This window comes from Ktedonobacteraceae bacterium, from assembly GCA_035653615.1.
Taxonomy (GTDB): Bacteria; Chloroflexota; Ktedonobacteria; order Ktedonobacterales; family Ktedonobacteraceae; genus DASRBN01.
In genome coordinates, this window is sequence record DASRBN010000033.1 from 128,135 (window position 1) to 152,879 (window position 24,745).

19 protein-coding genes and 1 tRNA gene are annotated in these 24,745 nt (G+C 53.2%); 9 read left to right on the forward strand and 11 right to left on the reverse strand.

Features of this window, described 5'->3' with window-relative positions; all coding sequences use genetic code 11:
* Positions 1 to 127: 127 nt before the first annotated feature.
* Positions 128 to 376 carry a DUF433 domain-containing protein gene (locus VFA09_18780; GenBank protein HZU69330.1) on the reverse strand — a complete coding sequence of 83 codons (249 nt, stop codon included), beginning with the start codon at positions 374 to 376 and terminating at the stop codon, positions 128 to 130.
* Between the two features lie 642 nt (positions 377 to 1,018).
* On the opposite strand from VFA09_18780, the gene VFA09_18785 reads away from it, so the two are divergent.
* The 3 genes from VFA09_18785 to lysS all read left to right on the forward strand — a co-directional run bounded on the left by VFA09_18785 (position 1,019) and on the right by lysS (position 4,082).
* Positions 1,019 to 1,876 (forward strand): biotin--[acetyl-CoA-carboxylase] ligase, encoded by an 858-nt coding sequence (locus tag VFA09_18785; GenBank protein HZU69331.1) that lies wholly within the window; start codon positions 1,019 to 1,021, stop codon positions 1,874 to 1,876.
* A gap of 77 nt (positions 1,877 to 1,953) precedes the next feature.
* A complete protein-coding gene (greA, locus tag VFA09_18790) occupies positions 1,954 to 2,418 on the forward strand; it encodes a transcription elongation factor GreA (GenBank protein HZU69332.1) in 465 nt (154 codons plus the stop codon).
* A gap of 185 nt (positions 2,419 to 2,603) precedes the next feature.
* Entirely contained in the window at positions 2,604 to 4,082 is a 1,479-nt protein-coding gene (lysS, locus tag VFA09_18795; GenBank protein ID HZU69333.1) for a lysine--tRNA ligase, read from the forward strand.
* A gap of 154 nt (positions 4,083 to 4,236) precedes the next feature.
* Here the strand turns inward: lysS and VFA09_18800 are convergent, their stop codons facing one another.
* The gene (locus VFA09_18800) at positions 4,237 to 4,968 is read right to left on the reverse strand and encodes a phosphatase PAP2 family protein (protein ID HZU69334.1); all 732 of its coding nucleotides are present in this window, start codon (positions 4,966 to 4,968) and stop codon (positions 4,237 to 4,239) included.
* Positions 4,969 to 5,091: 123 nt separating this feature from the next.
* Between VFA09_18800 and VFA09_18805 the strand changes: the two genes are divergently transcribed.
* The 3 genes from VFA09_18805 to VFA09_18815 all read left to right on the forward strand — a co-directional run bounded on the left by VFA09_18805 (position 5,092) and on the right by VFA09_18815 (position 6,588).
* A tRNA-Val gene (locus tag VFA09_18805) sits at positions 5,092 to 5,163 on the forward strand.
* A 161-nt stretch (positions 5,164 to 5,324) separates the two neighbouring features.
* The gene (locus tag VFA09_18810) at positions 5,325 to 5,969 is read left to right on the forward strand and encodes a protein-L-isoaspartate(D-aspartate) O-methyltransferase (protein HZU69335.1); all 645 of its coding nucleotides are present in this window, start codon (positions 5,325 to 5,327) and stop codon (positions 5,967 to 5,969) included.
* A 97-nt stretch (positions 5,970 to 6,066) separates the two neighbouring features.
* Entirely contained in the window at positions 6,067 to 6,588 is a 522-nt protein-coding gene (locus VFA09_18815) for a hypothetical protein (protein ID HZU69336.1), read from the forward strand.
* 15 nt (positions 6,589 to 6,603) lie between these two features.
* Here the strand turns inward: VFA09_18815 and VFA09_18820 are convergent, their stop codons facing one another.
* From VFA09_18820 to fdnG, 6 genes are all read right to left on the reverse strand, one after another.
* Positions 6,604 to 8,367 carry an ATP-binding protein gene (locus tag VFA09_18820; GenBank protein HZU69337.1) on the reverse strand — a complete coding sequence of 588 codons (1,764 nt, stop codon included), beginning with the start codon at positions 8,365 to 8,367 and terminating at the stop codon, positions 6,604 to 6,606.
* 21 nt (positions 8,368 to 8,388) lie between these two features.
* Positions 8,389 to 8,772: a hypothetical protein gene (locus tag VFA09_18825; GenBank protein HZU69338.1), complete on the reverse strand. Its 384-nt coding sequence runs from the start codon at positions 8,770 to 8,772 to the stop codon at positions 8,389 to 8,391.
* A gap of 391 nt (positions 8,773 to 9,163) precedes the next feature.
* On the reverse strand, positions 9,164 to 11,812 hold the full coding sequence (locus tag VFA09_18830) for a CDC48 family AAA ATPase (GenBank protein ID HZU69339.1): 2,649 nt from the start codon (positions 11,810 to 11,812) through the stop codon (positions 9,164 to 9,166).
* Positions 11,813 to 11,954: 142 nt separating this feature from the next.
* The gene (gene nrfD, locus VFA09_18835) at positions 11,955 to 13,052 is read right to left on the reverse strand and encodes an NrfD/PsrC family molybdoenzyme membrane anchor subunit (GenBank protein ID HZU69340.1); all 1,098 of its coding nucleotides are present in this window, start codon (positions 13,050 to 13,052) and stop codon (positions 11,955 to 11,957) included.
* Positions 13,053 to 13,069: 17 nt separating this feature from the next.
* The gene (locus VFA09_18840) at positions 13,070 to 14,029 is read right to left on the reverse strand and encodes a 4Fe-4S dicluster domain-containing protein (GenBank protein HZU69341.1); all 960 of its coding nucleotides are present in this window, start codon (positions 14,027 to 14,029) and stop codon (positions 13,070 to 13,072) included.
* A gap of 14 nt (positions 14,030 to 14,043) precedes the next feature.
* Positions 14,044 to 17,199, reverse strand: coding sequence for a formate dehydrogenase-N subunit alpha (gene fdnG, locus VFA09_18845; GenBank protein HZU69342.1), 3,156 nt, complete (start codon positions 17,197 to 17,199; stop codon positions 14,044 to 14,046).
* A 910-nt stretch (positions 17,200 to 18,109) separates the two neighbouring features.
* Here fdnG and ftsH point away from each other — a divergent pair.
* Both ftsH and thpR read left to right on the forward strand, forming a co-directional pair.
* A complete protein-coding gene (ftsH, locus tag VFA09_18850) occupies positions 18,110 to 19,957 on the forward strand; it encodes an ATP-dependent zinc metalloprotease FtsH (protein ID HZU69343.1) in 1,848 nt (615 codons plus the stop codon).
* Between the two features lie 5 nt (positions 19,958 to 19,962).
* Complete coding sequence (gene thpR, locus VFA09_18855; GenBank protein HZU69344.1) at positions 19,963 to 20,565, forward strand: RNA 2',3'-cyclic phosphodiesterase; 603 nt, start codon at positions 19,963 to 19,965, stop codon at positions 20,563 to 20,565.
* A gap of 211 nt (positions 20,566 to 20,776) precedes the next feature.
* On the opposite strand, the gene VFA09_18860 is transcribed toward thpR, so the two are convergent.
* Positions 20,777 to 22,336, reverse strand: a complete 1,560-nt coding sequence (locus VFA09_18860) for a hypothetical protein (GenBank protein ID HZU69345.1) — start codon at positions 22,334 to 22,336, stop codon at positions 20,777 to 20,779.
* Between the two features lie 503 nt (positions 22,337 to 22,839).
* On the opposite strand from VFA09_18860, the gene VFA09_18865 reads away from it, so the two are divergent.
* Positions 22,840 to 23,259, forward strand: coding sequence for a hypothetical protein (locus VFA09_18865; protein HZU69346.1), 420 nt, complete (start codon positions 22,840 to 22,842; stop codon positions 23,257 to 23,259).
* Here VFA09_18865 and VFA09_18870 read toward each other — a convergent pair.
* Both VFA09_18870 and VFA09_18875 read right to left on the reverse strand, forming a co-directional pair.
* The gene (locus VFA09_18870; protein HZU69347.1) at positions 23,256 to 24,314 is read right to left on the reverse strand and encodes a type I phosphomannose isomerase catalytic subunit; all 1,059 of its coding nucleotides are present in this window, start codon (positions 24,312 to 24,314) and stop codon (positions 23,256 to 23,258) included. The genes VFA09_18865 and VFA09_18870 overlap by 4 nt on opposite strands.
* Positions 24,304 to 24,657 (reverse strand): thioredoxin domain-containing protein, encoded by a 354-nt coding sequence (locus VFA09_18875; GenBank protein HZU69348.1) that lies wholly within the window; start codon positions 24,655 to 24,657, stop codon positions 24,304 to 24,306. Before VFA09_18875 ends, VFA09_18870 begins: the two co-directional genes overlap by 11 nt.
* Positions 24,658 to 24,745 lie beyond the last annotated feature (88 nt).

Sequence of the window (24,745 nt, forward strand, 5' to 3'; positions counted from 1 at the left end):
CGTAGGAGCTTCACTTCACCCAACCCTACCATCCAGTCGCTGATACCTCATTTTTGCTACCTACTATAGATAGTATAGCGTGAAAGCAAATTTTTTTAAAGAGGAAAACGAACAAACTGCGCTTAATTCATGCCCATGTCTCGTTGTGGATGTAGTGTTCGATCTCGGCATCGTTATCGTAGTAATAGCTCAGGGCATCGTAGACCTGTGCCAATGTCAGGCGATGAATATTAGCGATTTCCTCGGGGTCTTTTCCCGACTGGAACAGTAGAATGACATGGCGCACACCGGTGCGCGTTCCCTCGATAATAGGTTCCCCACCGTAAATAGCCGAATCACGAATAATATGTGGATGAGGTGTTCGTTCGATTGCCATGGTCCGCATGTCCTTTCTTCCTTTGTTTGTTTCTCCTAATCGTAGTGTAGTCTTAAAAAGCGTCCAGCGTCAATCTATGCTATTCCCTATCCCGAAATTCCTGGAAATTGCGTAGAAGAAGGTAAAAAACCCCTACCATATTTGCCTGTTTTCACAAAATATTCACAATGATGAGGTCGGCTTTATCCCAACTCACAAGCCAATTGACCGCACTTGCATGTCTGCTTGCTGTCAGTGAATTTTCATCAAAACCTTGACAGAAAACGAAATGCAATGTACAATAAACGCAACGAAAGGAGGTGGTGTGTAATGGACCAACGTAATCGCTGCACAGGCAGCGAGGTAATTTCCCACACCTTCCAGTTGAGAGGTGACCGGCGTTAAGCTGGTTTTCTGCCGCTGGTAGGTGAATTTCTTTCTCGACAGAGATTGAAAGACTTTATAATCCCTACCTGTGCAGCGTTCCCCAGAGTAATAGCAAAATCAGAATTGCCGTTACTCTGGGGTTTTTATCCACGATTTACTTCCCCTCCATTGCTTGCGCTGCAATAGGGCACCTTTTCCCGTCTCTATTTCCCTTGGTTTTTGTTAGCACTTACGCATATTTATAAATCTATACATAAAGAAGCAGGATTGTTGAACGTGCAGGGCGTTTCGCTCGCTTTAGGAACTCTTCAGCGTCATCTTACTACTCATTTGATCGGAGTTGGAGACCGGTTGGTCTATCTTCCAACCGTAGCATCAACAAATTCGTTGGCTATGCAGCTGGCTTTTGAAAGGCCAGACGAAGGGCTGGTGGTGCTTACTGATAATCAAACCGCTGGAAAAGGCAGGCAAGGTCACCGGTGGGTAGATGTGCCAGGATGGAATATCCTTTCTTCCACTGTACTGCGACCAGAATTCCCGCCTCACTTGCTCATAATGGTTGCTTCGCTTGCTGTCGTTGACGCGATCGCTGAAACCGCTCATATAGCTGCCACTATCAAATGGCCTAACGATGTTCTCATTGGAGAGCGAAAAGTTGCCGGTATTTTGATTGAAACCAGCCGTGATCCCTGGGGCCGCGTGGTTGCCGTCGTCGGAATAGGAATCAACGTCAACGGGCATATTCAGGATATGTCACAGAAGCTCTCTTCGCAGGCGTCTCTGCTGGTCAATGCAACCACCCTTGAGACAGAGTGCGGTCACCAGCTCAGCCGAGAGATTCTCCTGGCTCACCTGTTGCAGCATATTGAAAACGACTACCTTGCTTTGCAACAGGAAGCAGCAGGAACAAGTCCGGCGCAAATGCCAGCTTCTATGCCTTCCGCTCGGTTGCTTCGAGAGCGATGGAAAGGCCGATTATCAACCCTTGGACGCGCTATTACCGTCCGGCAAGGAGATTCCGTAATCAACGGGATCGCTGAGAATGTGGATGAGAATGGAGAGCTGTTACTCCGTAACCATTCAGGAGCATTGATCAGTATTACCTGGGGAACATTGGAGTATGCTGCCAGGTAAAACCTATCTTTAGAGATGGGCCTATAAGTTATGGTAGTGGAAGGAGCCCCTGCCATAGTAGAAGGGAAATATAGGAGATGGAGACACAGAACGTATTCCTAACAGATGACGGACGACAACGAGTACTCAATCAACTTGAGTTCCTGCGCACCGTGAGAAGGGCGGAAGTCGCTCAATATCTACATGATGCGAAGGAATCTGGCGATGTCATCGATAATGCCGCCTATGATGATGCAAAGAACGAGCAGGCCCGCCTGGAAGGGCGTATTATGGAGCTTGAGCAACTGCTGGCGAGGGCGATGCCGATCAGCAAGGTTGATACCGACGTCGTTTCGCTGGGGTCTGTTGTTCGCTTGCGCACCCCCGATGAGCGCGAGTATTGCTATACCATCGTGGGCGCTTTCGAGGCCAATCCGACTGCCGGCCGCATTTCCAATGAATCTCCGGTGGGTAAAGCACTGCTGGGCCATAGAGTAGGCGATCTGGTGATTGTATCTACGCCCGGCGGTGTGAAAGAATATACCATTATCTCCATCGAGTAACCCTCCCGGCTTTCTGGGCATACATTCGTAAACCATCGACCGACCTGTGGCTCACTTAAGGCAGCCGCAGGTCGGTTTTTGCTTTGAACAAGCTCACCCTGAACCTTTTGTATAGAGAGGATGCAAATTCCTGAAATCAATGTTACAATAGGTGGCACAATTCTGGCAAAGAAATGAGGTAACACATGGCCGAAGAACGTGAAATACGATTACAGCGCCTGCGCGAGTTGCGCGAGCGGGGCATCAACCCCTATCCCAACCGCGTTGAGCGCACGCACACTATCGCAGAAGTGCTGCGACATTTTGATGAATGGCAAGGACCCGAGGGTTCCTTTACCCTTGTTGGACGCATCCGTTCCATGCGCGACCAGGGCAAGATTACCTTCGCGCATATCGAAGATGGCACCGGACGCATCCAGGTCTTCTTCCGCATTAACGACATTGGAGAAGATGCCTATAATACCCTGAAATTACTGGATATTGGTGACTTCGTGCAGGTGAGCGGTTTCCTTTTCACCACAAAGAGAGGCGAGCGCACCCTGCATGTGCGCGATTTTCGCATCATCAGCAAGGGGTTGCGCCCATTACCCGAAAAGTATCATGGGCTTGAGGACGTGGAACTGCGCCAGCGCAAGCGTTACCTGGATTTGATCGCCAATGGCGAAGAGGCCAGGCAGGTCTTCATTATTCGCAGTCGCACGATCTCTGCCATGCGCCGTTACCTGGACGATCATGGCTTCATCGAGGTCGAAACCCCCATCCTGCAGCCCCTTTATGGTGGCGCTACCGCCCGTCCTTTCATCACACATCATAATGCCTTAGATCGTGATTTATATCTGCGTATCGCTGTAGAGCTATATCTCAAACGCTTAATTATTGGTGGCTTTGAGCGCGTCTATGAAATTGGCCGTGATTTTCGCAATGAGGGTATCGACCGCAGCCATAACCCTGAATTTACAATGATGGAATGCTATCAAGCCTATGCTGACTATAACGATATCATGGATCTGGTCGAGAATATGATTTGCTCTATCGCCCAGGAAGTAAAGGGCTCGCCGCGCATCACGTACCAGGGAACCGAAATTGATCTTACCCCTCCCTGGCCGCGCTATCGCCTGCTCGACGCCATCGAGGAGTTTACAGGCATCGACGTCAATCGCTTCCAGACAAGGGAAAGTCTGGCGACAGAGATGCGCAAGCATGGCTACGAAGCTGACCCCAAAGTTGGCCGCGGTCGCTTGATCGACGACCTCAAGAGCGCGATGTTCCGCAGCGGCATTCCGGTGTTGCGCCAGGCCCTGTTCCTGACCGATTATCCGCTGGATATCTCTCCCCTGGCCAAGCATCACCGCGAGATTCCAGGGATGGTCGAGCGCTTCCAGCCCTTCATCGGCGGCCTGGAAATGGGCAATGCCTTTACCGAATTGAATGATCCACTCGATCAACGCACTCGTTTCGAAGACCAGATGCGCCAGCGTGCCCAGGGCGACGATGAAGCCCAGGTGCTCGACGAAGATTACCTGGAGGCAATGGAGATTGGCATGCCCCCTACAGGCGGTCTAGGCATTGGCATCGACCGCCTGACCATGCTTCTTACCGATAAAGAGTCCATTCGCGACGTAATCCTGTTCCCGACGATGCGTAAGACAGCAGAAGAGCAATAGGAGCTTCCCTGGTAAGGGTCTGGCTTGGCAGGGTTTGCATCCCTTGGGAAGATAGATGTGGGGCCGGTTCGCCGTACACACCGCCGATTGATCGACCCCACGTCCATTACCACCGCACTTTATTAAAGCGCATCATCTTTTGCAAAAAAGCGGTTCATGGCTTCCTCAACTTCAAATAAGCCCGCAGCGCCAGCGCTAACCCTGACCCGCCTAGCAGGTAGCCTCCCAGCACATCACTTACCCAATGGTCACCCAGGTAAACGCGCGAAGGGCCAACAAGGATTATAATCACGGCCGGGACAGCTAACACAATTTTCTGCGCCCTGCCTTTCAAGTGTAGAAGGCCCAGGGCAAATAGCCATCCCCAAAAAGTGACCGATGATGCCACATTCCCACTGGGAAAACTCTTACCGCCCGCTCTTTTATAGACGCGCACAAGCGCCGGATTGGGGCGAGGACGGCCAACAAAATGTTTTATCGTCAATTTGATTATCTCGTTCAGGAAAGAGTTTGCCGCGAATACGACCACAGCTAAACGCAGGTGCTTCTTCCAGAAAAAAAGCGAAACTGGAACCTGAATCGGCATCATGATCTTGGGGCTACTGATATAACTACATATCAGCGCCGCATAGTGTAAGAAACGAGAATCCTTTTTTTGTAAAATATGCGTAATCCTCAAGTCCTGCACAGAAACTAAATGCTTACGAACCCACGCTGCTAGCAGGCCAAGGAGTGTAAGCTGTAAACTGGCCAGTGCCACCACTAATGCATCGGTCTTTCCAAAAACAAGATTCGAGGTGCGAACCTCAGAACCGATGCTTTTCAATACTTCAACAGGCTCTTGCCGAATTGCTTCAGCTTGTATACCGGGAATTATGCTTTTCATACCACCTCCAGGGGTCTAAACCTATCTATTTAGATACTAATAGCACGTTATAGATAGGCTTTTTGTTTCTGTAAAATCCTTGACAATATCCCTGTCTAATGCTATAGTTGCATGTGTCAGCAAGGGCGCTTAGCTCAGTGGAAGAGCGCTTCGTTCACACCGAAGAGGCCACTGGTTCGAGCCCAGTAGCGCCCACTTTTATCCCCCGCTGCTTGCTTCTCTTGACTATCTCCATTTCGCCAACTACACTACGTAACAAGAGCTTTCACTCGCAAGCACATTGTCCTTCGTACATTGAACCAGGCAAACACCTATCAACCCCGGCGCCGGCATATAGCTGGATGGAAGAGTCCGGTATGGCTGAAGACCTTGGAATACAACGCCAACAGATGATAGAAGCACTCCGCAAGTCAGGTGTGCATGATGAACGTCTTCTCTCCGTTATCGCAAGCACACCACGCGAGCTATTTGTCGATGAGGCGCAAGCTCGTCTCGCGTATGAAGACCGCGCATTGCCCATTGCCATGGGCCAGACAATCTCTCAACCCTTGATGGTCGCTTTAATGACACAGGCCCTGCAACTGCGTGGCCATGAGCGTGTGCTGGAAATCGGCACCGGCTCTGGCTACCAGACGGCTATCCTGGCTCAGTTGGCAGCCCATATCTACAGCGTCGAGCGTTTCCCGCAGCTTGCTTATACGGCAGCTAAGCGCCTATCGCAGCTTGGAGTGCAAAACGTGTCTATCTTTGTTGGTGATGGTTCATTAGGCCGGCCCGAATCAGCACCCTATGATCGCATTCTAGTCACCGCAGCTGCCCCGGAAATCCCTATGCACCTTTTGGCTCAGCTTGTGAACTGGGGGATCTTAGTAATACCTGTCGGCAGCCAGGAACGCCAGGAATTACTCGTCGTCCACCATGCACCCTGGGGCCCGGAGATACGCTCGTTAGGGACCTGCGTCTTTGTCCCTCTAGTCGGGGCAAAAGGCTGGAATAAGTAAATGTACAGTTGCTGATTGGTAAAAAAAAGTTATAATATAAGTAAGCGAAACTGTTTGCTCTCCAGGCTACGATGCACTCAGTGCAAGGAGAATTGACATGCCAACATCGATGACCGGCATTCATATCACAAATATTCTGGGGTTTATAGCTTTCCTGCTGGTATGGATTGTGCTGTGCGAGGTCGCCAAAATGCTGGTCCTATTGTTGCGCAATGACCCCTTGATTGGTTGGGGCATCGGCCCCCTGGGAATCTCGACCCTCTTTCTTTCCGAACCATCCGCCGCCTACATCATATTCAGGGCCCTGTTTCCCGCGCTCGTCTCAGGCTGCATACTCTACTTCGGCCTGTTCACCACATTTCCTGAGCCGGTCGTGATTCCGCACCACCCCTTTATCGAAATTCTCGTAGTTGCTGTCGGCGTGCTGCTGACCAGTACCGGGGATTTCCTGGATGCTCTGCGTGATATACGCTATCCTTTGTGGGGCGAGGCTCGTATCCTGCGTACCCTGCAATCTATGCGCGCGAGCTGGGCCACCATCCACTTCACTGCATTCGGTCTCTCCTACCTGCGCGACCACTTTCATTCCACGCCGACCGATATATTGCAGGCCTTCTAAGTTTGTTCCCAGCAATTAACCTAACTGCAACGTACTGGTCTTTGGAGCCCTTGGCAATGTAAAGTAAAAAGTGCTTCCCGCGCCTTGATTGCTCGAGAGCCAGATGCGCCCGCCGTGAGCCTCGACAATCGCGCGCGCGACAAACAGGCCCAGGCCGATGCCCGAATATTGCCGGCTGGCCGTATTGCGCACACGATAGAAACGCTCAAAAATGTGATCGAAATACTCCGGACTCACACCAATGCCCTCATCGATCACGCTGATCAGGTATTCGTTATTTTGCTCTTCCAATTTGACCGTTACCTGCCGGCCCTGCGGTGAGAACTTCACCGCATTATCCAGGATATTGCCGACAACCTGGCTAATACGGGCCTGATCGGCCACCACTTTGCTATCAAGCACCTGGATATCAAGGTAAATAGTATGCTGCTCCGCGCTTACCTGGGCCTGTCGCACGCGCTCTGACAACAAATCGGCAAGGTGGAAGTTGGAATATTGCAGGTGCAGCTCCCCCCATTGTACTCGTGAAAGATCGAGCAGATCATTCACCAACCGCTCGAGATGCTCGGTCTGGCTCTGCACAATATGCAGGCTGCGCAGGTCATAGCTTTCCGGCGGCTCAGCCAGTGAACCCGACTTCTTCTGTACCTGCCGCACCTCGCGTAAGCGTCGCTCGATGCGCCGCATTAGGTGCTGCGTGTAACCCTTGATGGCCGTTAATGGCGTGCGTAGCTCGTGTGAAACAACCGAGACAAACTCGTCCTTCAGTTTTTCGATCTGCTTATGATAGGTAATATCGTTTAGAACGGCCACCACACCCACAGGACGTATAGGAGAGACACTTGCATCGTGCAACGGCGCGGCGCTGATACTCAGCGTGAGCGGAACATTCTCCCCACTGATACCGGCGATCAACTCTCGATTCATCACCGTATTGCCTATCAAGGCCTGTTCAACAATTCCGGCCAGGTCAGATAACCAGCTCACGTTACTGCTGGCGGCCAGTTCGCGTAATGAGGTTGGAGTTTCCTGCTCTACATCTATTTGCGTCTGCGCAAACAATTCACGGGCCGAGCGATTCAAGGAAGTGATTGTACCCCTCGCATCGGTAATCAGCAATCCTTCCGCCATACTGCTGATAATGCGCTCGAGGCGATGACGTTCCAATTCCGCCGAGTGCCAGAGCGCCATCTCGCGTTCGTGCAGGCGCACATTCTCCAGGGCGACAGCAGCATAATCGGCAATCATCGTCGTGAGTTGTAGCAGATCTCTATCGAAAGCGCCCTCGCGCTCGTCAAAGAGGCTCAGCATGCCAATGATACGATTCTCCACGGTCAGGGGAATAGTGAGGGAATCACCGACGCTACTTGCTACGTGCGCAGCATCGGCATGTAAGGAGCTAAATTCATCCGGCGCATCCAGGTCGGCAACTGCGGCCAGTTCAGGGGCCGACACCTTTGGAAAATCGATCACACTGGCGGCACGTGCGAGCTTGGCAAAAATTTCTTGTAAAAATGTGCTGCTGAGGGGGTAACGAGGAATGATGGAGAGTTCTATCGGGTCGCCTTTTAACAGGATGGAACAGGCCGAGAAACTGTAGAGTTCTTGTAAAGTGGCAAGGAGCGCACGATGAACCTGAAACCGATCAATCGCCGCGACAAAACGCTTCCCAATGGTATTGAGAAATTCCATCTGGTGACGAAGAGCGCTGAGCCGATCCTCATCTTGTTCAATGAGGGGGTGATACGCGCTTTCCGTTACCCTCGATTCTGGCTGCACGCTGCTCTCCCAATCCCTTTATCAAGGTAACTGCCTCAACTGGCGCCTCACCTCGTCATGAAGTGGCGGCACGATCAGATCCCCGGTCAGTTCTTGTAAACCGGCAAAGCATTCCTGCAATAGCGCATCCATACCGGCTGCAAGTTCCATAGGTGTGACACTGCTTAACTGCTCGCGCACTATCGCGGGAACAACTTCAGTATACGGCATCTTTTCCAGGAAATGCAAAAAAGGGTAATTGCCGGCCACTCGTCTCGCGGCGCCCTGCACCAGCACACGCGTGGTTGCTTTCCCTAAAAAAGGTGTGACGCGATCATCAATGAGTTGGATAGCCTTTAGATATGCCTCAGTAACTTGCTCATGGGAGAGGGAAGAAGGGTTATCGGACATATTTGGCATATACATCGTTGCCTCTCCCTTCACTGCTTCGGCGAACTCTCTTACTCCCTATTATAACATAGTTCCCTAGCAGATTGTAAGTGGATAACCGACCAGTAATTACAAATTATGCAAATGTAGCAGGTAATACCATACCTTCGAATAACATTTACAAACATTTGCGCTTATATTGTAACACAAATGTTTGGTAGGTCCCCTCTAATGGTAGCAACGATCTATGCCTCACATTGTAACCCACCGGCTCAGCAGTGATTGCCCCTGTCCCATCTGGCGCCGCTCGCAAATATCATTACATTTCATGCACCAAAAAGTACTAATCGGATGAGCATAGAAAAAGGGATGAACTCTCAGCTTGCGTTCATCCCTTGCTACTTCATAAAAAGGTTCTATTGTGCTCTCATGGAACCAGCCTGAAGAGACGTGCCAGCCACAGCCGGAATCCCCTCAACGCCGGTTTATTATTAGCAGCGCCGTAATTCGCTGCTATATCAAGTAAACGCTGGCGACCTGCTTCTTTACGTGCCCTTTCCTCTTCTGCCGCTTCCTGGATCGCGTAACGTTCGCGCTGCTCTTCAATAGCATGCTCAAAATGATCAAGACGAATCTGGAAAAGCGATGTTGAGGCTTGACCAGGCGTATTTTGTGCCTGCGATACTGTATCATCCGCAGGCACAGCGGTAGCAGTATCTCCATTGTTCATATGTGCCGTTCCGTTAGTTGCAGTCTCGCCGCTCGCAGTCACCGGCTCCCCTATTTCTGTGACCTGCACGTGACCGGCGGTCAGCTTCGGAGCAATCCACTCGCGCAATGCCAGTAGCGAGGCGCGCCGGCAGATCGCTTCGATATCCGCGCCACTACGTCCCCCGGTCATGCTGGCCAGCTTTTCCATCGTGATATCTGGAGCCAGAGGACGACCGCGTGTATGAACGGCGAAAATGGCCGCCCGTTCGATTTCATTAGGATACTCAAGCTCAACCACAAGATCAAAGCGACCGGGCCGCAGTAAGGCCGGATCGATCAGTTCAGGACGGTTGGTAGCCGCCACCACGATCACGCCGGTGCGCCCTTCGATGCCATCCATTTCAGTGAGCAGCTGCGCGATGACCCTGTCACCGACATGACCATCTATATCACCGCCGCGGCGTGGCGCAAGCGAGTCAAGTTCATCAAAGAACACAATACAGGGCGCGGCCTGTTTCGCGCGCCGGAAGATTTCGCGTATGCCTTTTTCCGATTCGCCGACCCACTTTGAAAGCAGTTCCGGCCCCTTAATCGAGATGAAGCTCGCTTCGCATTGATTAGCAATTGCCCGCGCGATCAACGTTTTGCCCGACCCGGGAGGTCCTGATAGCAGCACGCCGCGTGGAGGCTCAACCCTGGCATGGCTATATATTTCCGGGAAGCGCAAAGGCCATTCTACACCCTCCGTCAACAATGTTTTCACCTTCTCCAGGCCGCCAATGTCATCCCAGGACGTTTCGCTGACCTCGACATACACCTCACGCGTCGTTGATGGCTCAACTTCGCGCAATGCTACCTGAAAATCGGCCATCGTTATATTCAGGTTTACCAACGTCTCATAGGGGATATATCCACGCTGGTAATCGATATGGGGAAGGACACGACGTAGCGCGATCATGGCCGCCTCGCGACACAATGCTTCCAGGTCTGCTCCAACGAAGCCAGGCGTCAATTGTGCCAGGCGCGCAAAGTCGATATCATTCGCCAGCGCCGCGTCGCGACTATGAATCTGCAATATCTCCATGCGCCCGCGTACATCAGGCACGCGCAGGGAGATTTCGCGGTCGAAACGACCGGGACGGCGTAGCGCCGGGTCGAGCGCATTAGGCTGGTTGGTAGCTCCAATCAGCACCACCTGGCCGCGTGAAGCCAGCCCATCCATTAATGCCAGCAATTGCCCCACGATACGCCGTTCAACCTCGCCGCCCGTCTCGGCACGTTTGGGAGCCAGCGCGTCCAGCTCATCGATAAAGATAATGCTGGGCGCGCGTCTTTGCGCTTCCTGGAAGACCGAACGTAGCCGCGATTCGCTTTCCCCGTAGAATTTGTTCATGATTTCAGGGCCATTAATGACGAAAAATGCCGCATTCGTCTCAGAGGCGACGGCCCGTGCGATCAATGTCTTACCGGTGCCGGGAGGCCCATATAGCAGCACGCCTTTCGGTGGCTCGACGCCCAGCCGGTCGAAAACGGCAGGATATTTCAGCGGCAATTCGATCATCTCGCGGATGCGCTGTAATTCCTTGCCCAACCCGCCGATATCCTCATAGCTCACTCGCCCAAGACCACCGGGGCGTGTCGCCCCACGTGCCTGCGCTCGTACAACGGTGCCCGCATGCACCAGTACCGCTTCCGTGTCGGTCACCATCTGAGGTTGAACAGGAGGCACAAGGTTTTCCAGTTCCCCCGTGTTGCGCTTTTGGATAGTATAGCTGGGAGTGGCAGGCGTGGTACTGATGATCAAAAATTCGCGCGGCGCGGCCCCCGGCGTACCCACGCGCAGTAAATCACCGATAGTCACAGGGAGACCCACCAGGTATCGAGCAATATATTGCAACTCGCTTTCCTGAATGGGAGCGCCACTGGTCAATGGGAGCAGCGTTATTTTTTCAGCATTGCTGACCCGTGCCTTACGAACGCTAACACGCTCACCCAATCCCGACGCGCTATTCTGCCGTACCTGGCTATCCATCTGAATAGACTGCTTGCCACGATCTATAGTGCTGTTGGGGAGAACTTTGGCCGCCGTTGTGCGCGCCCCGGTAATCAGCACGATATCCCCAGGCTGGCAGCCAAGGCGCTCAATATCATTCGGGTCCACACGCGCGACGCCTCGTCCAACCTGAAAGCCCTCGACGACGACTAGTTGTAGCGTACTTGCATTTCCGCCCGGCTGGTTTCCTGAATTCTGCTGGCTGTTGTTATTTGGAGCTACAGTCGTATTGTCCGCAACATTCTCCGGTGGGAGTTTGCTGGTCGTTCTGCCCGTGTGCGGAGTGTCTCCCACGTTTCGAAATTCCTCCATGAGCCTTCTCTCTTCCGAATTTTTGATGAAGTGATGATACCTTCTCTTAGACTATCACATGTACGAGAGGCGAGGGGAAAAGTTGAAGCTCCTGATTGTATCCTATTACGGCCAAAACGCCAAAAACATATGGGGTCCGATATTATCGTTTCGCATTCCACAACGTCGTTCTGGCGTCAGCACTCGAAGTGCGACCGGCCTCTATCATCGTGCGCCGTAAAAAGTAGCCCCCCACTAAAACCAGCAGCGATATGGCAATCCCTCTAGCATTTCTGGTCTTTCCCGGACGACGCTGCAACAGCGCAAGCGTCGTGAGCAGCCAGGGCAAAGCCAATCCGCTTCCAAATACAAACCGCCAGAATGTCATTCCATGTTGTGCAGGAGCGGTACCGACCAGGGGACGAGCCGCTCGCCCACCTCCTCGTAAGAAAGCGAACAACGCAGTCATCTCGACAAGCAAAGCCGCCCATTCAAAACGCTCGAGTTTGTGTAGGGCCTGAGCTGGAGTTCCCGCCAGTCGCAGCACCAGCGAGATCAATGCACTGCTCGTTGAAATAGCAGACGAGAGAAAAACTGCCCCCAGCACTTTACTGCGCGACCAGAGTGGAATGCTTGTCGCCGTCAACAGCACGCCGGTGTAACCACCCAGAAACAGGCCAAAAGCCGTTCCGGGCAGCGCAATCAATCGCTGCGGCAGTGCCGCCAGCATGCGAGCGCCCCACCAGCGTCCCAGTACTCCATCCCTTGCGGCCTGAATGACGGCCGTAACCCCGCTGAATAACGAGAAACTCAACAGGCCCCATGTGCCCATCGACATCGGTGATTTAACCTTGAAAATGCGCAGCATGTGCAGAAACCGCTCAGGCCTGCCCAGGTCTTTGATGAGCAAGATAGGACAGGGAATCAAGGCCAGCAATGAAAGATAATAGCCCGCGCGCGCAATAGCCCGGTCATCCTGTCCGCCAAAAAGTGATACAAGGCTGGCAATCACATAGTTGCCCGCCGCCAATCCCCCAAAAAAGAAATACCAGATAATCTCCCAGCGCCACAGAGGCGCTTTCAATACGGGATAATCATAGTAGGATGGCTCTTCTAGCTCCTGCTCTATGTCAGGCTTATACCCCGTCGTCAACGTTGCCAGCCGCTCGGCCAGGTCAGTAAGCGCGAGACGTTCGCGCACAAATTGCAAGGGCATGCCTGTCCTCAACTGCGACCCAATTGGCACCCGTGTTTCTTGCATTGCAAAAACCTCCCTATTTACTCCTTAAAGAATAAAATACCGAGCAGCCCTAATACCATTGCCGCCACAATCGTCCAGAATGAGGCCGGTGCGACATTATTTGATGGCCGGGCCGGGTTCTCCGGCAGATTGTACACCTCCGGCGCATCCAGCAGCAAAAAGAACGCGTGCAGCCCACCCTCAAGAATATCATCATCGACACCATACAGGCGCGCCTCAGCAACGCCGCGCCTGTGTAAATCTCCCAGCCGTTCGCGCGCCCGCGCCTTCAGTTGATCGACCTCGCCAAATTGAATCGAGCCGGTCGGACAGGCCTTGGCGCAGGCCGGTTTCATATCATCTTTCAGGCGATCATAACAAAGCGTGCATTTATGGGCCATGCGATCACCCTCCTCGTCACGCGCAATAACGCCGAACGGACAGGCAACCACGCAATAACCACAGCCATTACAAATGTCTTGCTGGACATAAACTGTGTCGAACTCCGTACGAATAATCGCTCCTGTAGGGCATGCTTCCTGGCAGGGCGCATTCGCACAGTGCTTGCACACGTCGCTATGCATCAACCAGCGCTCGGAATTGAAAAAAGGAAGCGCCGTTCCTGGTGGCACAAATGGGATAATTCCCTCGCTGCGCGCCTCCTCAATGCGGTCACGCAGGTCTTCCACATTGTGTCCATTCTGGAATCCAGCGCCAACGTGTTCAATGAACTGCACGTGTCGCCAGGTACGCGCGCTCAACTGGCCGGTATTATCGTAGCTCGTACCTCTCCAGTCGGGCGCCTCCGCCGGTAACTGGTTCCACTGCTTGCAGGCCACCTCGCAGGCCTTACAGCCAATGCACAGGCTGGTATCGGTAAAGAAGCCCATAGCAGGCTGGGGCGGTAATGGAGCTTCTTTATTGCCCACCAGGGAAGATAGCCTCATCTGTAATGGCATTCCTCGTGTTTGCTTCGCTTCAGAAGATTCGATAGCCATACAATCCTCCATTTTCATGCCAGCCGGCCTGAGCGCACATTGCACATGAACGCCTTTGCCTCTTCGATACTCACATTTGGCTCCAATACCATATGAGCCAGGTCATTCGTAATGCTGCCCGTCACCTTGCCCTGGAAGCCCCAGTGAAACGGCAAACCGATTTGATGTACCACGCGTCCCTTAATGCGCAATGGCCGCATGCGCCGTGTCACCATCGCTCGTGCCTCGATCTCGCCACGCGGCGTGCTGATGATGATCCACTCTCCATGGCGAATCTTCCGTTCGGCGGCCAGTTCCGGGCTTAGCTCCGCGAAAAGAGATGGCTGCAGCGCGTTGAGCCAGGGCATCCAGCGCGTCATCGGACCGCTCACATGATGTTCCGTCAGCCGGTAAGTGGTAATTACAATCGGATAGCGTTCATCTCCTACCGGAGCGAGGGGATTATCAGGCCGGTCCTGGAAGTACTTTGCCGCGGGATTGCTCTGCTGGCTATATAACGCATTTGTTACCGGAGCCTCTACCGCTTCATAGTGGGCAGGTAAAGGTCCATCCTTGAGTCCCTTTGGCGCAAATAGCCAGCCCTTACCATCCGGCTTCATAATGAACGGATCGCTGCCCGAATGTGCATCTATCCCGACTCCATCTGGAGGGGGTGTATAGCTCGGTGGTTTGTTCACGGGGAAATCAGGAACATCCACCCCGGTCCATTTCTGTTGCTCCTCGTCCCACCAGACATACTTCTTGCGTTCCGACCACGGCCGTCCCTGCGGGTCAGCAGAGGCGCGATTATAGAGGATACGCCGGTTGGCGGGCCATGCAAATCCCCATTGCAGGAACGTATATCCCTCCGGGTTGCGCGAAGCCGCCCGGTTATTGCCGGGTTCCGGGTACACACCGCTATAGATCCACGAGCCACAGGCCGTACTACCATCACTTTTTAGCACCGTAAAATTCGGCACGTGTGGGGCATCGCGCAGCGTGTATCTTCGCCCGTTACTATCATCCTTGCTTTCTGGCGGCAGCACGTAATAGCCGTTAATCTCTTTCAGTACTAACAGCACATCCGGCTCATCGGTAATGCGCGATCCCGGTTCAGGCTCCGTTCGTTCATAGTCCCATGTCAATGCCTGCAGCGCTCGATCTCCAGGCTCCTTGCTCTCGGCATACAGCTCTTTCAAACGCTTGCCCAGGTGGTAGACAAACCATAGATCAGAGCGGGCATCCAGCGGCGGATCAACGGCCTTATCGCGCCATTGCAGCAGGCGCTGCGTGTTGGTGAAGCTACCCTCTTTTTCCGTCGAAGCGGCGGCAGGCAGTAGAAACACCTCCGTCTTAATCTTGCTCGAATCCACCGGTTCCGTCTCCGGCCCAAATCCAGGTTGCTTGTACCAGAATGCCGCCGATTCGACTTCATACAGGTCGCGCACCACCATCCAGTCCAGTTGTTCAAGCGCCTTGCGCTGCATGCGCGCGTTCGTGCTGCCCGCCGCGGGGTTCTGCCCGAACAACAAATAGCCCTTGACCTTGCCATCCAGCATCGCATAGCTCGTGGGCAGGTGTGAATGGTCGCCGGTAATCTTGGGCAGCCAGCGATACACGCAATTGCCGTCTTCCTCGTTGGCAGCATCTCCATACCATGCCTGTAACAGGCTGCGAATATAAGCCGGAGTGTTTGACCACCAGCCCAGCTTCTGCCCTGTGCTGTCGATATATTCCTGCAAGGTCTGCTGCGACTGTACATTTGAGGGTGTATCCCTCTTCTCGCCCCATGTGGTTGCATCAGGAGAATGTTCAGCGCGTGGCTGCGGCTGCACGAATGCTGCTGGCTGTGGCATGTAACCGGCCAGTAGATCGTACAAAGTCGGCACATCCGTCGAACCCTGGATCGAGGCATGCCCGCGCAAGGCCATGATACCACCACCAGGGCGACCAATATTGCCCAGCAGCAGTTGCAGCATTGCCGCCGCGCGAATGATCTGTACACCTTTCGATTGCTGCGTCCAGCCAACCGCGTAGCAGATGGCCGAAGTGCGTTCGCGCCCCGAGTTCTCGATCAGCGTCTGCGCAACCTTCAACCATTCCTCGCGTGGTACTCCACACACCTCCTCCACCATCTCCGGCGTGTAGCGAGCAAAGTGGCGCCGCATAATCTGGAAAACGCATCTTGGGTGCTGCAATGTAGGGTCGGTTAAAGGCCTCCCATGCTCATCGTACTGATAGTCCCAGCTGCTCTGGTCGGCATAAGTGCCCGTCTCGGGGTCATAACCGGAGAAGAGGCCATCCAGGTCCTCTGTATCGCGGTAATCCTCACGAATCAGCGTCGCCGCGTTCGTATAATTCACCACATACTCATGAAAATAGCCACCGTTTTCAAGCAGGTGACGAATAATCGCACCGAGGAATACGATATCGCTGCCTGCGCGCGTCGCGACATACAGATTGGCCAGCGCCGATGTACGCGAGTAATGCGGGTCCACGTGTATCACCTTCGCCCCGCGTTCCTTCGCTTTCACGACATTTGCGAAAGCTACAGGATGCGCCTCCGCCATGTTGCTGCCCATAATCAGAATAGCATCGCTATTCACCAGGTCCTGTGGAAAGGTCGTAGCACCGCCACGTCCAAGCGATGTACCCAGACCGGGTACCGTCGAACTGTGTCATATACGGGCCTGGTTCTCAATCGAGACAATCCCCAATCCGCCGCTGAAGAGCTTCTTCATTAAATAATTCTCTTCAACATCCAGCGTGGCCCCGCCGAGCGATGCGATGCCCAGCGTATGATTCACCTCGCGACCATCGGGCAGGCGCTCCACAAACGTCTCATCGCGCGTCTTTTTGATGCGCTGCGCAATCTGCTCCATCGCCCAATCCAGCGACTTTACCTCCCAGTGATCGCTGTACGGCGCGCGATAAAGCACCTGTTTCAAACGACTCGGATTGACTGTGTACTGGAAGGTCGCCGATCCTTTCGGGCAGAGCGTCCCATGATTAATCGGACTATCGGGATTGCCTTCAATATCAATCACCTCACCATCCTTCACGTACACATTCAAGCTGCAGCCTACCGCACAGTATGGGCACACGCTCTTCACCACCTTCGCATCTTGTATGCGAGGAGCTTTTGTCCGGCTCTCGCTGCTGAAAGGTTGTGTTCTGGAGCCGATCTGCATTACCTCGGAGACAGCATTTTGTACGGGTTTGGGTAGCATTGAAATCTCTTGCATAGTCCTCTTCTTTCTCTCTTGCGGCCGTCTAACTCCTCCTCCGCATGGGGCGTAGGGACAGGATACGATTGCTCCAACCAGATGACGGCGCAGCCGTAGTCGCGAGGTAGAGTGCGGATTGATCCGGCTCGCCGGCGTTTCCGGTCGGAATAAGATCATTGAGATCGCATCCGGAGGATGTCCGCTGGTAAAAGTAAAGGTGGCTAAAGTCCTTTATGGTAATATTTTACCACCTTTCGTCCATGATAGCCTCTGGTAATTCCCCCAGAGAAGGCGAGGATTCTTCGCTTCACTCAGAATGACAGGCCCCGGACTGTCCAGACCCGCCCGGGGCCTGTCATTCTGAGTGAAGCGAAGAATCCCCCGTGCGAAGTTGTGCAATGGCCCCGCCTTCCGTTATCCAGACTACTTCTAGGGAATCACCCGTAAAGCCTCTCATTGCGCCTCGTGACCCCTATCCATCTATCGCAATCCATCATTTGCTATGAAAATTTCCGTTTGACAAAAATCAACTAAACAATAGTCTTGATTACTTGTAGGGTTTGATATATACTTCCCAAAAGCCAATGTTTTGACACACTTAAATGTGCTCTGGCACACAATGAAGTACGCCAGCTAATTTTAATATGCAAGTCCACTCTTTCCGTCCTGCCAGAGTGCTTTGCAATGACCGCGTTGAGTGCGGATTGATCCGGCACGTGGGCGTTTCCGGTCGGCATAAGATCATTGAGATCAATATGCCGGCGTCGACTTGCCGGGAAGGAATCAGGTAGGACGGCCAGGTGCCTTTGTCTGGGGCAAAGGTCAGGTATATCAATCGTGCATCCACAGCAATAGAAGGGGCTGACGACAATCCATGCAACCACTGAAACAAGATAACCGGGAACAGAAAGTTCCTGATCCGGGCCGGCCCACACCAAAAACAGCTAAGAAAAGACCCGGCTGGCTTCGTTTTGGCCTTCCTGCAATGCTCCTATTTGTAGGAATGATGATAGTTACGGCCATAGCGATTCGTGTCGTAGTCGGCAATGGCGGCCAGGCGAATACATTGGATGAACCAATTAGCTACGTGTTGAACCTCGCCGATCAGCATGCACTCCAATCCGTCACTATTAGTGGCGATGATATTTACGCTACCGCTAAAAATGGCCAGCAGTATCATGCCGTAAAAGAAGACGGGCAATCTGTTACGGAAACTTTCCGTCATGATGGAGCCACGGTTACCGTAGACAATGGGCAGCCCAATGCCTGGGTTCAGGGCGTCATAGATGTTGTCTTCGTTGCACTTATTGCCGGCGTGCTGCTCTTCTTCTTGCGTCGTGGTGGATTGGGTGGCCAGCTCGGCACTTTTGCCCGCTCGAAAGCCAGGCGCTTCAATGAAACGCATCCTACCGTTCTCTTTAAGGATGTTGCCGGCGTCGATGAAGCCAAGACCGAGCTGCAGGAGATCGTTGAGTTCCTCAAATATCCCGAACGCTTTACTGCCATGGGAGCTCGTATCCCCAAAGGCGTCTTGCTCGTCGGAGCGCCCGGCACCGGCAAAACCCTCATCTCCCGTGCCGTCGCGGGCGAGGCCAATGTCGCTTTCTATAGCATCAGCGGCTCCGAATTTGTCGAAATGTTCGTCGGCGTTGGCGCATCGCGTGTTCGTGACCTCTTCAAAGAGGCCAAAGAACATACGCCCTGCATCGTCTTCATCGACGAAATCGACGCCGTAGGTCGCCAGCGTAACAACACCGGCACCGGTGGCAACGACGAGCGCGAGCAAACCCTCAACCAGCTCCTTGTTGAAATGGACGGCTTCGATAAACAAACCAACATCGTCGTCATTGCTGCTACCAACCGTCCCGATGTACTCGACCCCGCTCTCCTGCGCCCCGGGCGCTTTGATCGCCAGGTCATGCTTGATAAACCCGATATTCGCGGGCGTCTCGCCATTCTCGAAGTCCATGCCCAGGGCAAACCTTTTGCCGAAGACGTTACCCTCACCGGCCTCGCGCGTCAGACTGTCGGCTTCTCCGGCGCCGACCTCGCCAACCTGCTCAACGAGGCCGCCTTACTCGCCGCCAGGCGCGGCCAGGGCGTTATCTGCAAGCCGGAACTCGATGAGGCTATCCTGCGCGTCATGGCCGGACCCGAACGCAAGAGCCGCGTGATTACCGAGGCTGAGAAAGCCATCATCGCCTATCACGAAGTTGGCCATGCTATCGTCATGCGCTCCATTCCAGGCGCCGACCCCGTCCAGAAGGTGACCGCTATCGCGCGTGGTATGGCCCTCGGCATCACCGTCCAGGCCCCCAGCGAAGACCGTTATCTCATGCGTCGTTCCGAACTGCTCGCCAAAATGGCCGGTGCCATGGGTGGGCGTGCCGCCGAAGAAATCATCTTTGGCGATATCACCACCGGCGCCAGCCAGGATATCGAATACGTCACCAACATTGCGCGCCGCATGGTCTGCGAATTTGGCATGAGTCCATTGGGCAACGTCGCCATCAAAAAAGATGCCGATGGCTCCGCTATGATTAGCGCCGAGACCGCCATGAAGATCGATAAAGAAATCTCTTTCCTCGTCGATCAGGCCTATGAAACGGCCCTCAACATCCTGCGCGAGAAAAAAGACAAATTGATCGAGATCGCTGAACATCTCATCGAGGTCGAAACTATCGACGGTTCAGAGCTCGATGCCATGCTCTTCGCCGCGTAATTTCTATGACACGTACATTTATTGCGCTTGAATTAGATGAATCCCTGCGGCATTTCCTGGGCCAGGTGATTGACCGCCTGGCCCGCCAGCTGCCTGCTGTGCGCTGGGTCGACCCCGCGGGGATTCATCTCACCCTCGCCTTTCTAGGTGAGCTTTCGGATGAACAATTGGCGGCAGCTGAACAGGCTGCCGCGGTGGCGGCACGACAAAGTATCCCATTTGAGCTACGTCTGAAAGACCTCGGCACCTTTGGTTTGCCTCGTCACCCACGCGTCATCTGGATGGGCATCGAAGAATCATCCGGTAACCTGGTTCGCCTGCATAGCACGCTGAATAGAGAACTGCTGCAGCGTGGATTCGAAGTCGATACGCGCCCATTCTCGCCTCACCTGACGCTCGCCCGTGTTAAACAACCACTGAATCCTACCGAACTGCAAACCTTGCAGCGCCTGCTCGCCGGAAAAGAATCCGCATCATCCTCATCTCGCCAATACATCCAACATTTGAGCGTCATGAAAAGCGAATTATCGCGGTCAGGGGCAAAATATACCTGTTTGCAAGCATCTGTGCTGGGCAATCAATCAGATCGTTCAGGGGAGAGCAATTGAACCTTACCGTCTACGAAGTCGATGGAAGCCGCTCCCTTGAAGAGATGACAGCGCTGGTCGAGAAACATTTTGAACCATATCTCATCGAACGATTGAGACAGATGGATCAACTATAAGCATTAGTTGTATGTTTCACGGAATAGATAGGTTACAAGGGCGACCGCAACGGTAGAACTTGCGGTCGCCCTGATTTATCCTCAGATCCAGATAATCAATCGGTGTGCGGCACACATGGATTAGGCATAATACCACTGCTCGAATCGAGATAGCTCCATTGAATATTCGGCGCGCCATATTGCAGATCGCGACCAAAATCATTCACTGTAGAGCCTCGAATATCGTTACCGAAGGTAAATGTACAACTGTCGCCATGCCCGGATTGCGCGAAAAATGGGTAGAATTGTGACCCTGGCGGTGGAACGGTACACCTCGAAAGATGATCTCGCGTACACGTTTTTTCCGTGGCCAGCACTTCAGTATCGAACTGGAGTGAAGAGTAGGGATGCGTGTAGTCTGATTGACCGTCCGGAGAGCTGACAGGCCCAATACCATTGCCCAGCACCGAACTCATCACAACCGGCGTAGGCGTATGCCGCGTACCGTCGGGCCAATCGGGCAGGTAGGATGAGCCATCGAAATCAACATCTCCCCCTAGCTTGAAATCAAGGCAACCGGGCAGCGTCGGCCCCTTGAAGCAGGGTGCATCATCCTTGTCTCCATCTCCGCCGAGGCCAGGAGTGAAGTGGCCGATCTCGGTATCGTAACCAACATTGCCCTGTCCCAGCCCCCAGTTGAGGAAGTTTCCGAATTTCGTCGTCGAGTACTCAGGATGGAAGCTGAACTTCGTCGGTTTGCAGGTGTTCAGATCCAGGTCCTCGAAACCATTCTTGGCGCTGGCCACCATGTAGCCCGATTTTCCCGTCGTGAGGTCTTCGATCTTGTTCAGCATACCATTAGAGGTATCTTTGACCGTTATCTTGAGCTTATCGCCCTGGTTCATGAGCAGGGTCTCTTTGTTGGGGGTAAACGTTGAGTTGTTAGCGTCAGCCGGCCCAGGAGGCCCGGGTGGGACACCATTCATCTGGATGAATGCAAAGTTGACCGGCTCGGTGCAGTTTGGATTGCAGAAGGACATGTCCGGGTTGCATTCCAGGCTGTCGATGTTCAATGCCGCACACCAGTGCGTGCTATCGCAACTGATCTTGTGAATGAACGGGTAGAAACCAGGAGGGTACAACTGCAACTCCAGGAAAGCAGAACCTGATGTGTTGGGGTCTCCAGCATAGCGCGCTGGATGGTTCTGATCGCTATCAGGGATGCAGGGCTTTTCTGGAAACGATCTGGGGTCGCAGATTACCATACCAACCCAGAGCGCAATGGTATTCTCAAAAGTCTGGGTTGCCGGTAATGCATGCTCGGTGGGCAGCGTAATTTGCCACTGTACATTATTGCCGGAACCGGGGGAATTCGAGAAGAAGTTGACCGTTGGCTCATCGTGGCCGATATAGTGACCGTTGTCGTAGAAACGCTCGCCATCGTAACCGATGGGATCAGTACATAGCATCGAATCCTTTATCAGCTTCTGGATGTTGCTGAAGCCGTTACAATCCAGGTCGCCTGTTGGGGCAAATTTGGGACTTGTCGAGTTTGTAGGTGAGGTGGATGCGGCATGCGCGCCTGCCCCTGAAACAGCTAATGGGAGAGCGATTACAGCCAGTATCACTGCCGCGACCAGTGTCAGGGTCAATCTTGACCTGGCGAATCCTTTCATGAACAAATCTCCTTTTTCGACAGAAATAATGGTACGGTACGATGACGAGCAGATGGATATCCTGAGATTACTGAGCAAAGAAATGCAAAGGCCACTGCTTACAATTTAACCACAGAAATATTTCGCTGTATCTATCCGGTTGGTTAAGACCTGGTGAAGAATCGGTGAAGAAATAGTATCCAGCATGATAAAAACTTTACTTTCTCTTCCCCAAGAAACGTTTTCTAAGCGCGGGGCGATTGAACAGTCGAGCGAACGCGAACAGCTCATGATGAAATTTGACGACCGAATGGGGTAATGGGAACGCCAGTAGGGACAGGGACGCAGAACAGGCAGAAGAACCCCAGCCAGTACAGGGACAAGCCACTGTCCCTACTGGATGCGTAAATGGCCCTGTTCTAAGCGTAAAATGTAGTGACACCCAAAAGCAGGCATGATACAATATGCCGTAGAGATAGTTTGGCAGCGAACATCCGTAGGCGGCATTATAAGGAGTGCAGGCCGTGAGAAATTTAAGACCACGCCGTACATTGATTCCACAGTGGGATATGCCTTCGGACCCCGTCAAGGCCGTCTTCTGGTTTTTACACTGGTCCTTGCGTGTGCTTGTCCGTTTCTTTTATATCCTCATCATTGGCGCGGTCGTCTATGAAAGTATCGTCAATGGTCTCGTCGGCTTCGCCGGTACGCTCCTGGTTGGCCTTGGTGTCTGGCTGGGCCTGGCAGTTCTCCTGTTCTTCGTGAATGTCACCACCGGTGTCTCGCGCGTCTTTTCTGAGGTCAACCGCCTGCAGCAGAACTATCCGCCTCGCGCGCAGTCTCCTTTCTTCAATTTCACCGAACCCAAACAGGATCGCGTCGTCGAGGGCACCATTACCGACCTGGAAGAAGAACGTAAGAAGCGCAGGGGCGAGATGGGTTAGCTTTCAGTGTTTCTGTCTCTCCACAACCTCCACGCCTCATCTTGCGCTTCCGGCACGTAAGAGAGCAACAGCCTTCCAGGCCCCTCGATGCAAAATTCACCCAGGCCAGCCGGCACTACTATTGTCTGTCCCGGCGAAAAAACCTCACCGTATTCAAAATTCTTCCCGTATCGTATCGCTCCTTGCGCGCCAAGCGAGGAAAGAATAATGCAACTGCCCCGTGTCTTATCCTTCATATAGCCGTGAGGGGTATCGTGTTGAAAGATCAGTTCGCGAGTTACAAAATATGGACATGCTACCAGGCAGCGTTCGGTATAGCCTGTGCCACCCGCCATAATGGCAGGTTGTACCTTCACAGAGGGCGATTGTTCATAGCGGGAAACATTCAAAGCCTGTTCGATATGCAGTTCGCGCGTTTTACCCGCGGCATCTTTGCGCCCATAATCATACATGCGATAGGTGATATCAGAGTATTCCTGCACCTCGTACAGCAGCACGCCCGCGCCAATCGCATGCACCGTCCCGGCTGGCACAAAGATCACATCGCCGGCTGCCACTGTTTCATGATGCAGCAGTTCCTCCAGCCTCACGCTTTCAATGGCCTGCTGCACCTCATCTCGTGATGTACGCGCCTTGAAGCCATGTACAACCGTCGCGCCCGGCTCCGCGTCCAGCACGTACCAGAACTCCGTCTTGCCCAGTTTGCCCTGCTCAAAACGCGCTGCATACTCATCATCCGGGTGTACCTGTACCGATAATTTATCGTTAGCATCGATAAACTTTGCCAGCAAGGGGAAACGCTTACCAACCATCGCCACGCACTGCTCGCCCAGAAGGTCTGTGCCCAGTTCCTCCACCAGCGCCTTCAACGTCATTCCCGCGTATGGTTCGTTCTGCGCAATCGTATTCAGTTCTGTTTCCCAGGATTCCCCAATTGCCTTATGGGCTGGAAGGCACTTCCAGCCATTCTGCTCCAGTCGTCTTCCACCCCAGATTGTCTCATGTAAAGAAGCTTCTAGCCGTATTGGATGTAAATAAAGATCATTAACTGGCAAGCAAGGTACCCTCAACCTGGCGGCGTAGTTTATCGCGCATCACGATCCCCTTAATGCGATTGATCTCCTGCCCATTCTTGAAGAAGATCACCGTCGGGATGCCATCCACATTCCACTGATTGGTCACATCTTCATTAGTATCTACATCCAGCTTGGCAAAAGTCACGCGCCCCTGGTACTCCTTGCTGATCGCCGCGAATTCTGGATCAAATATCTGGCACGAGCCGCTCCTCCCTGAGGAAAAATCGACCACCACCATTTGTTGCGAGCTGAGCACCTTTTCGGCAAAATCCTGGCTCGTTACATCAATGTAACTCTCTGCGGGGTCTTTAGGGTCTGCCATGATGTCCTCTTCATACTCTAATCTATCAAATCGACCTATCGGCTACTGTGCTAAAAGGGTACCACCCATGCTTTAGGATGTCAAGAAA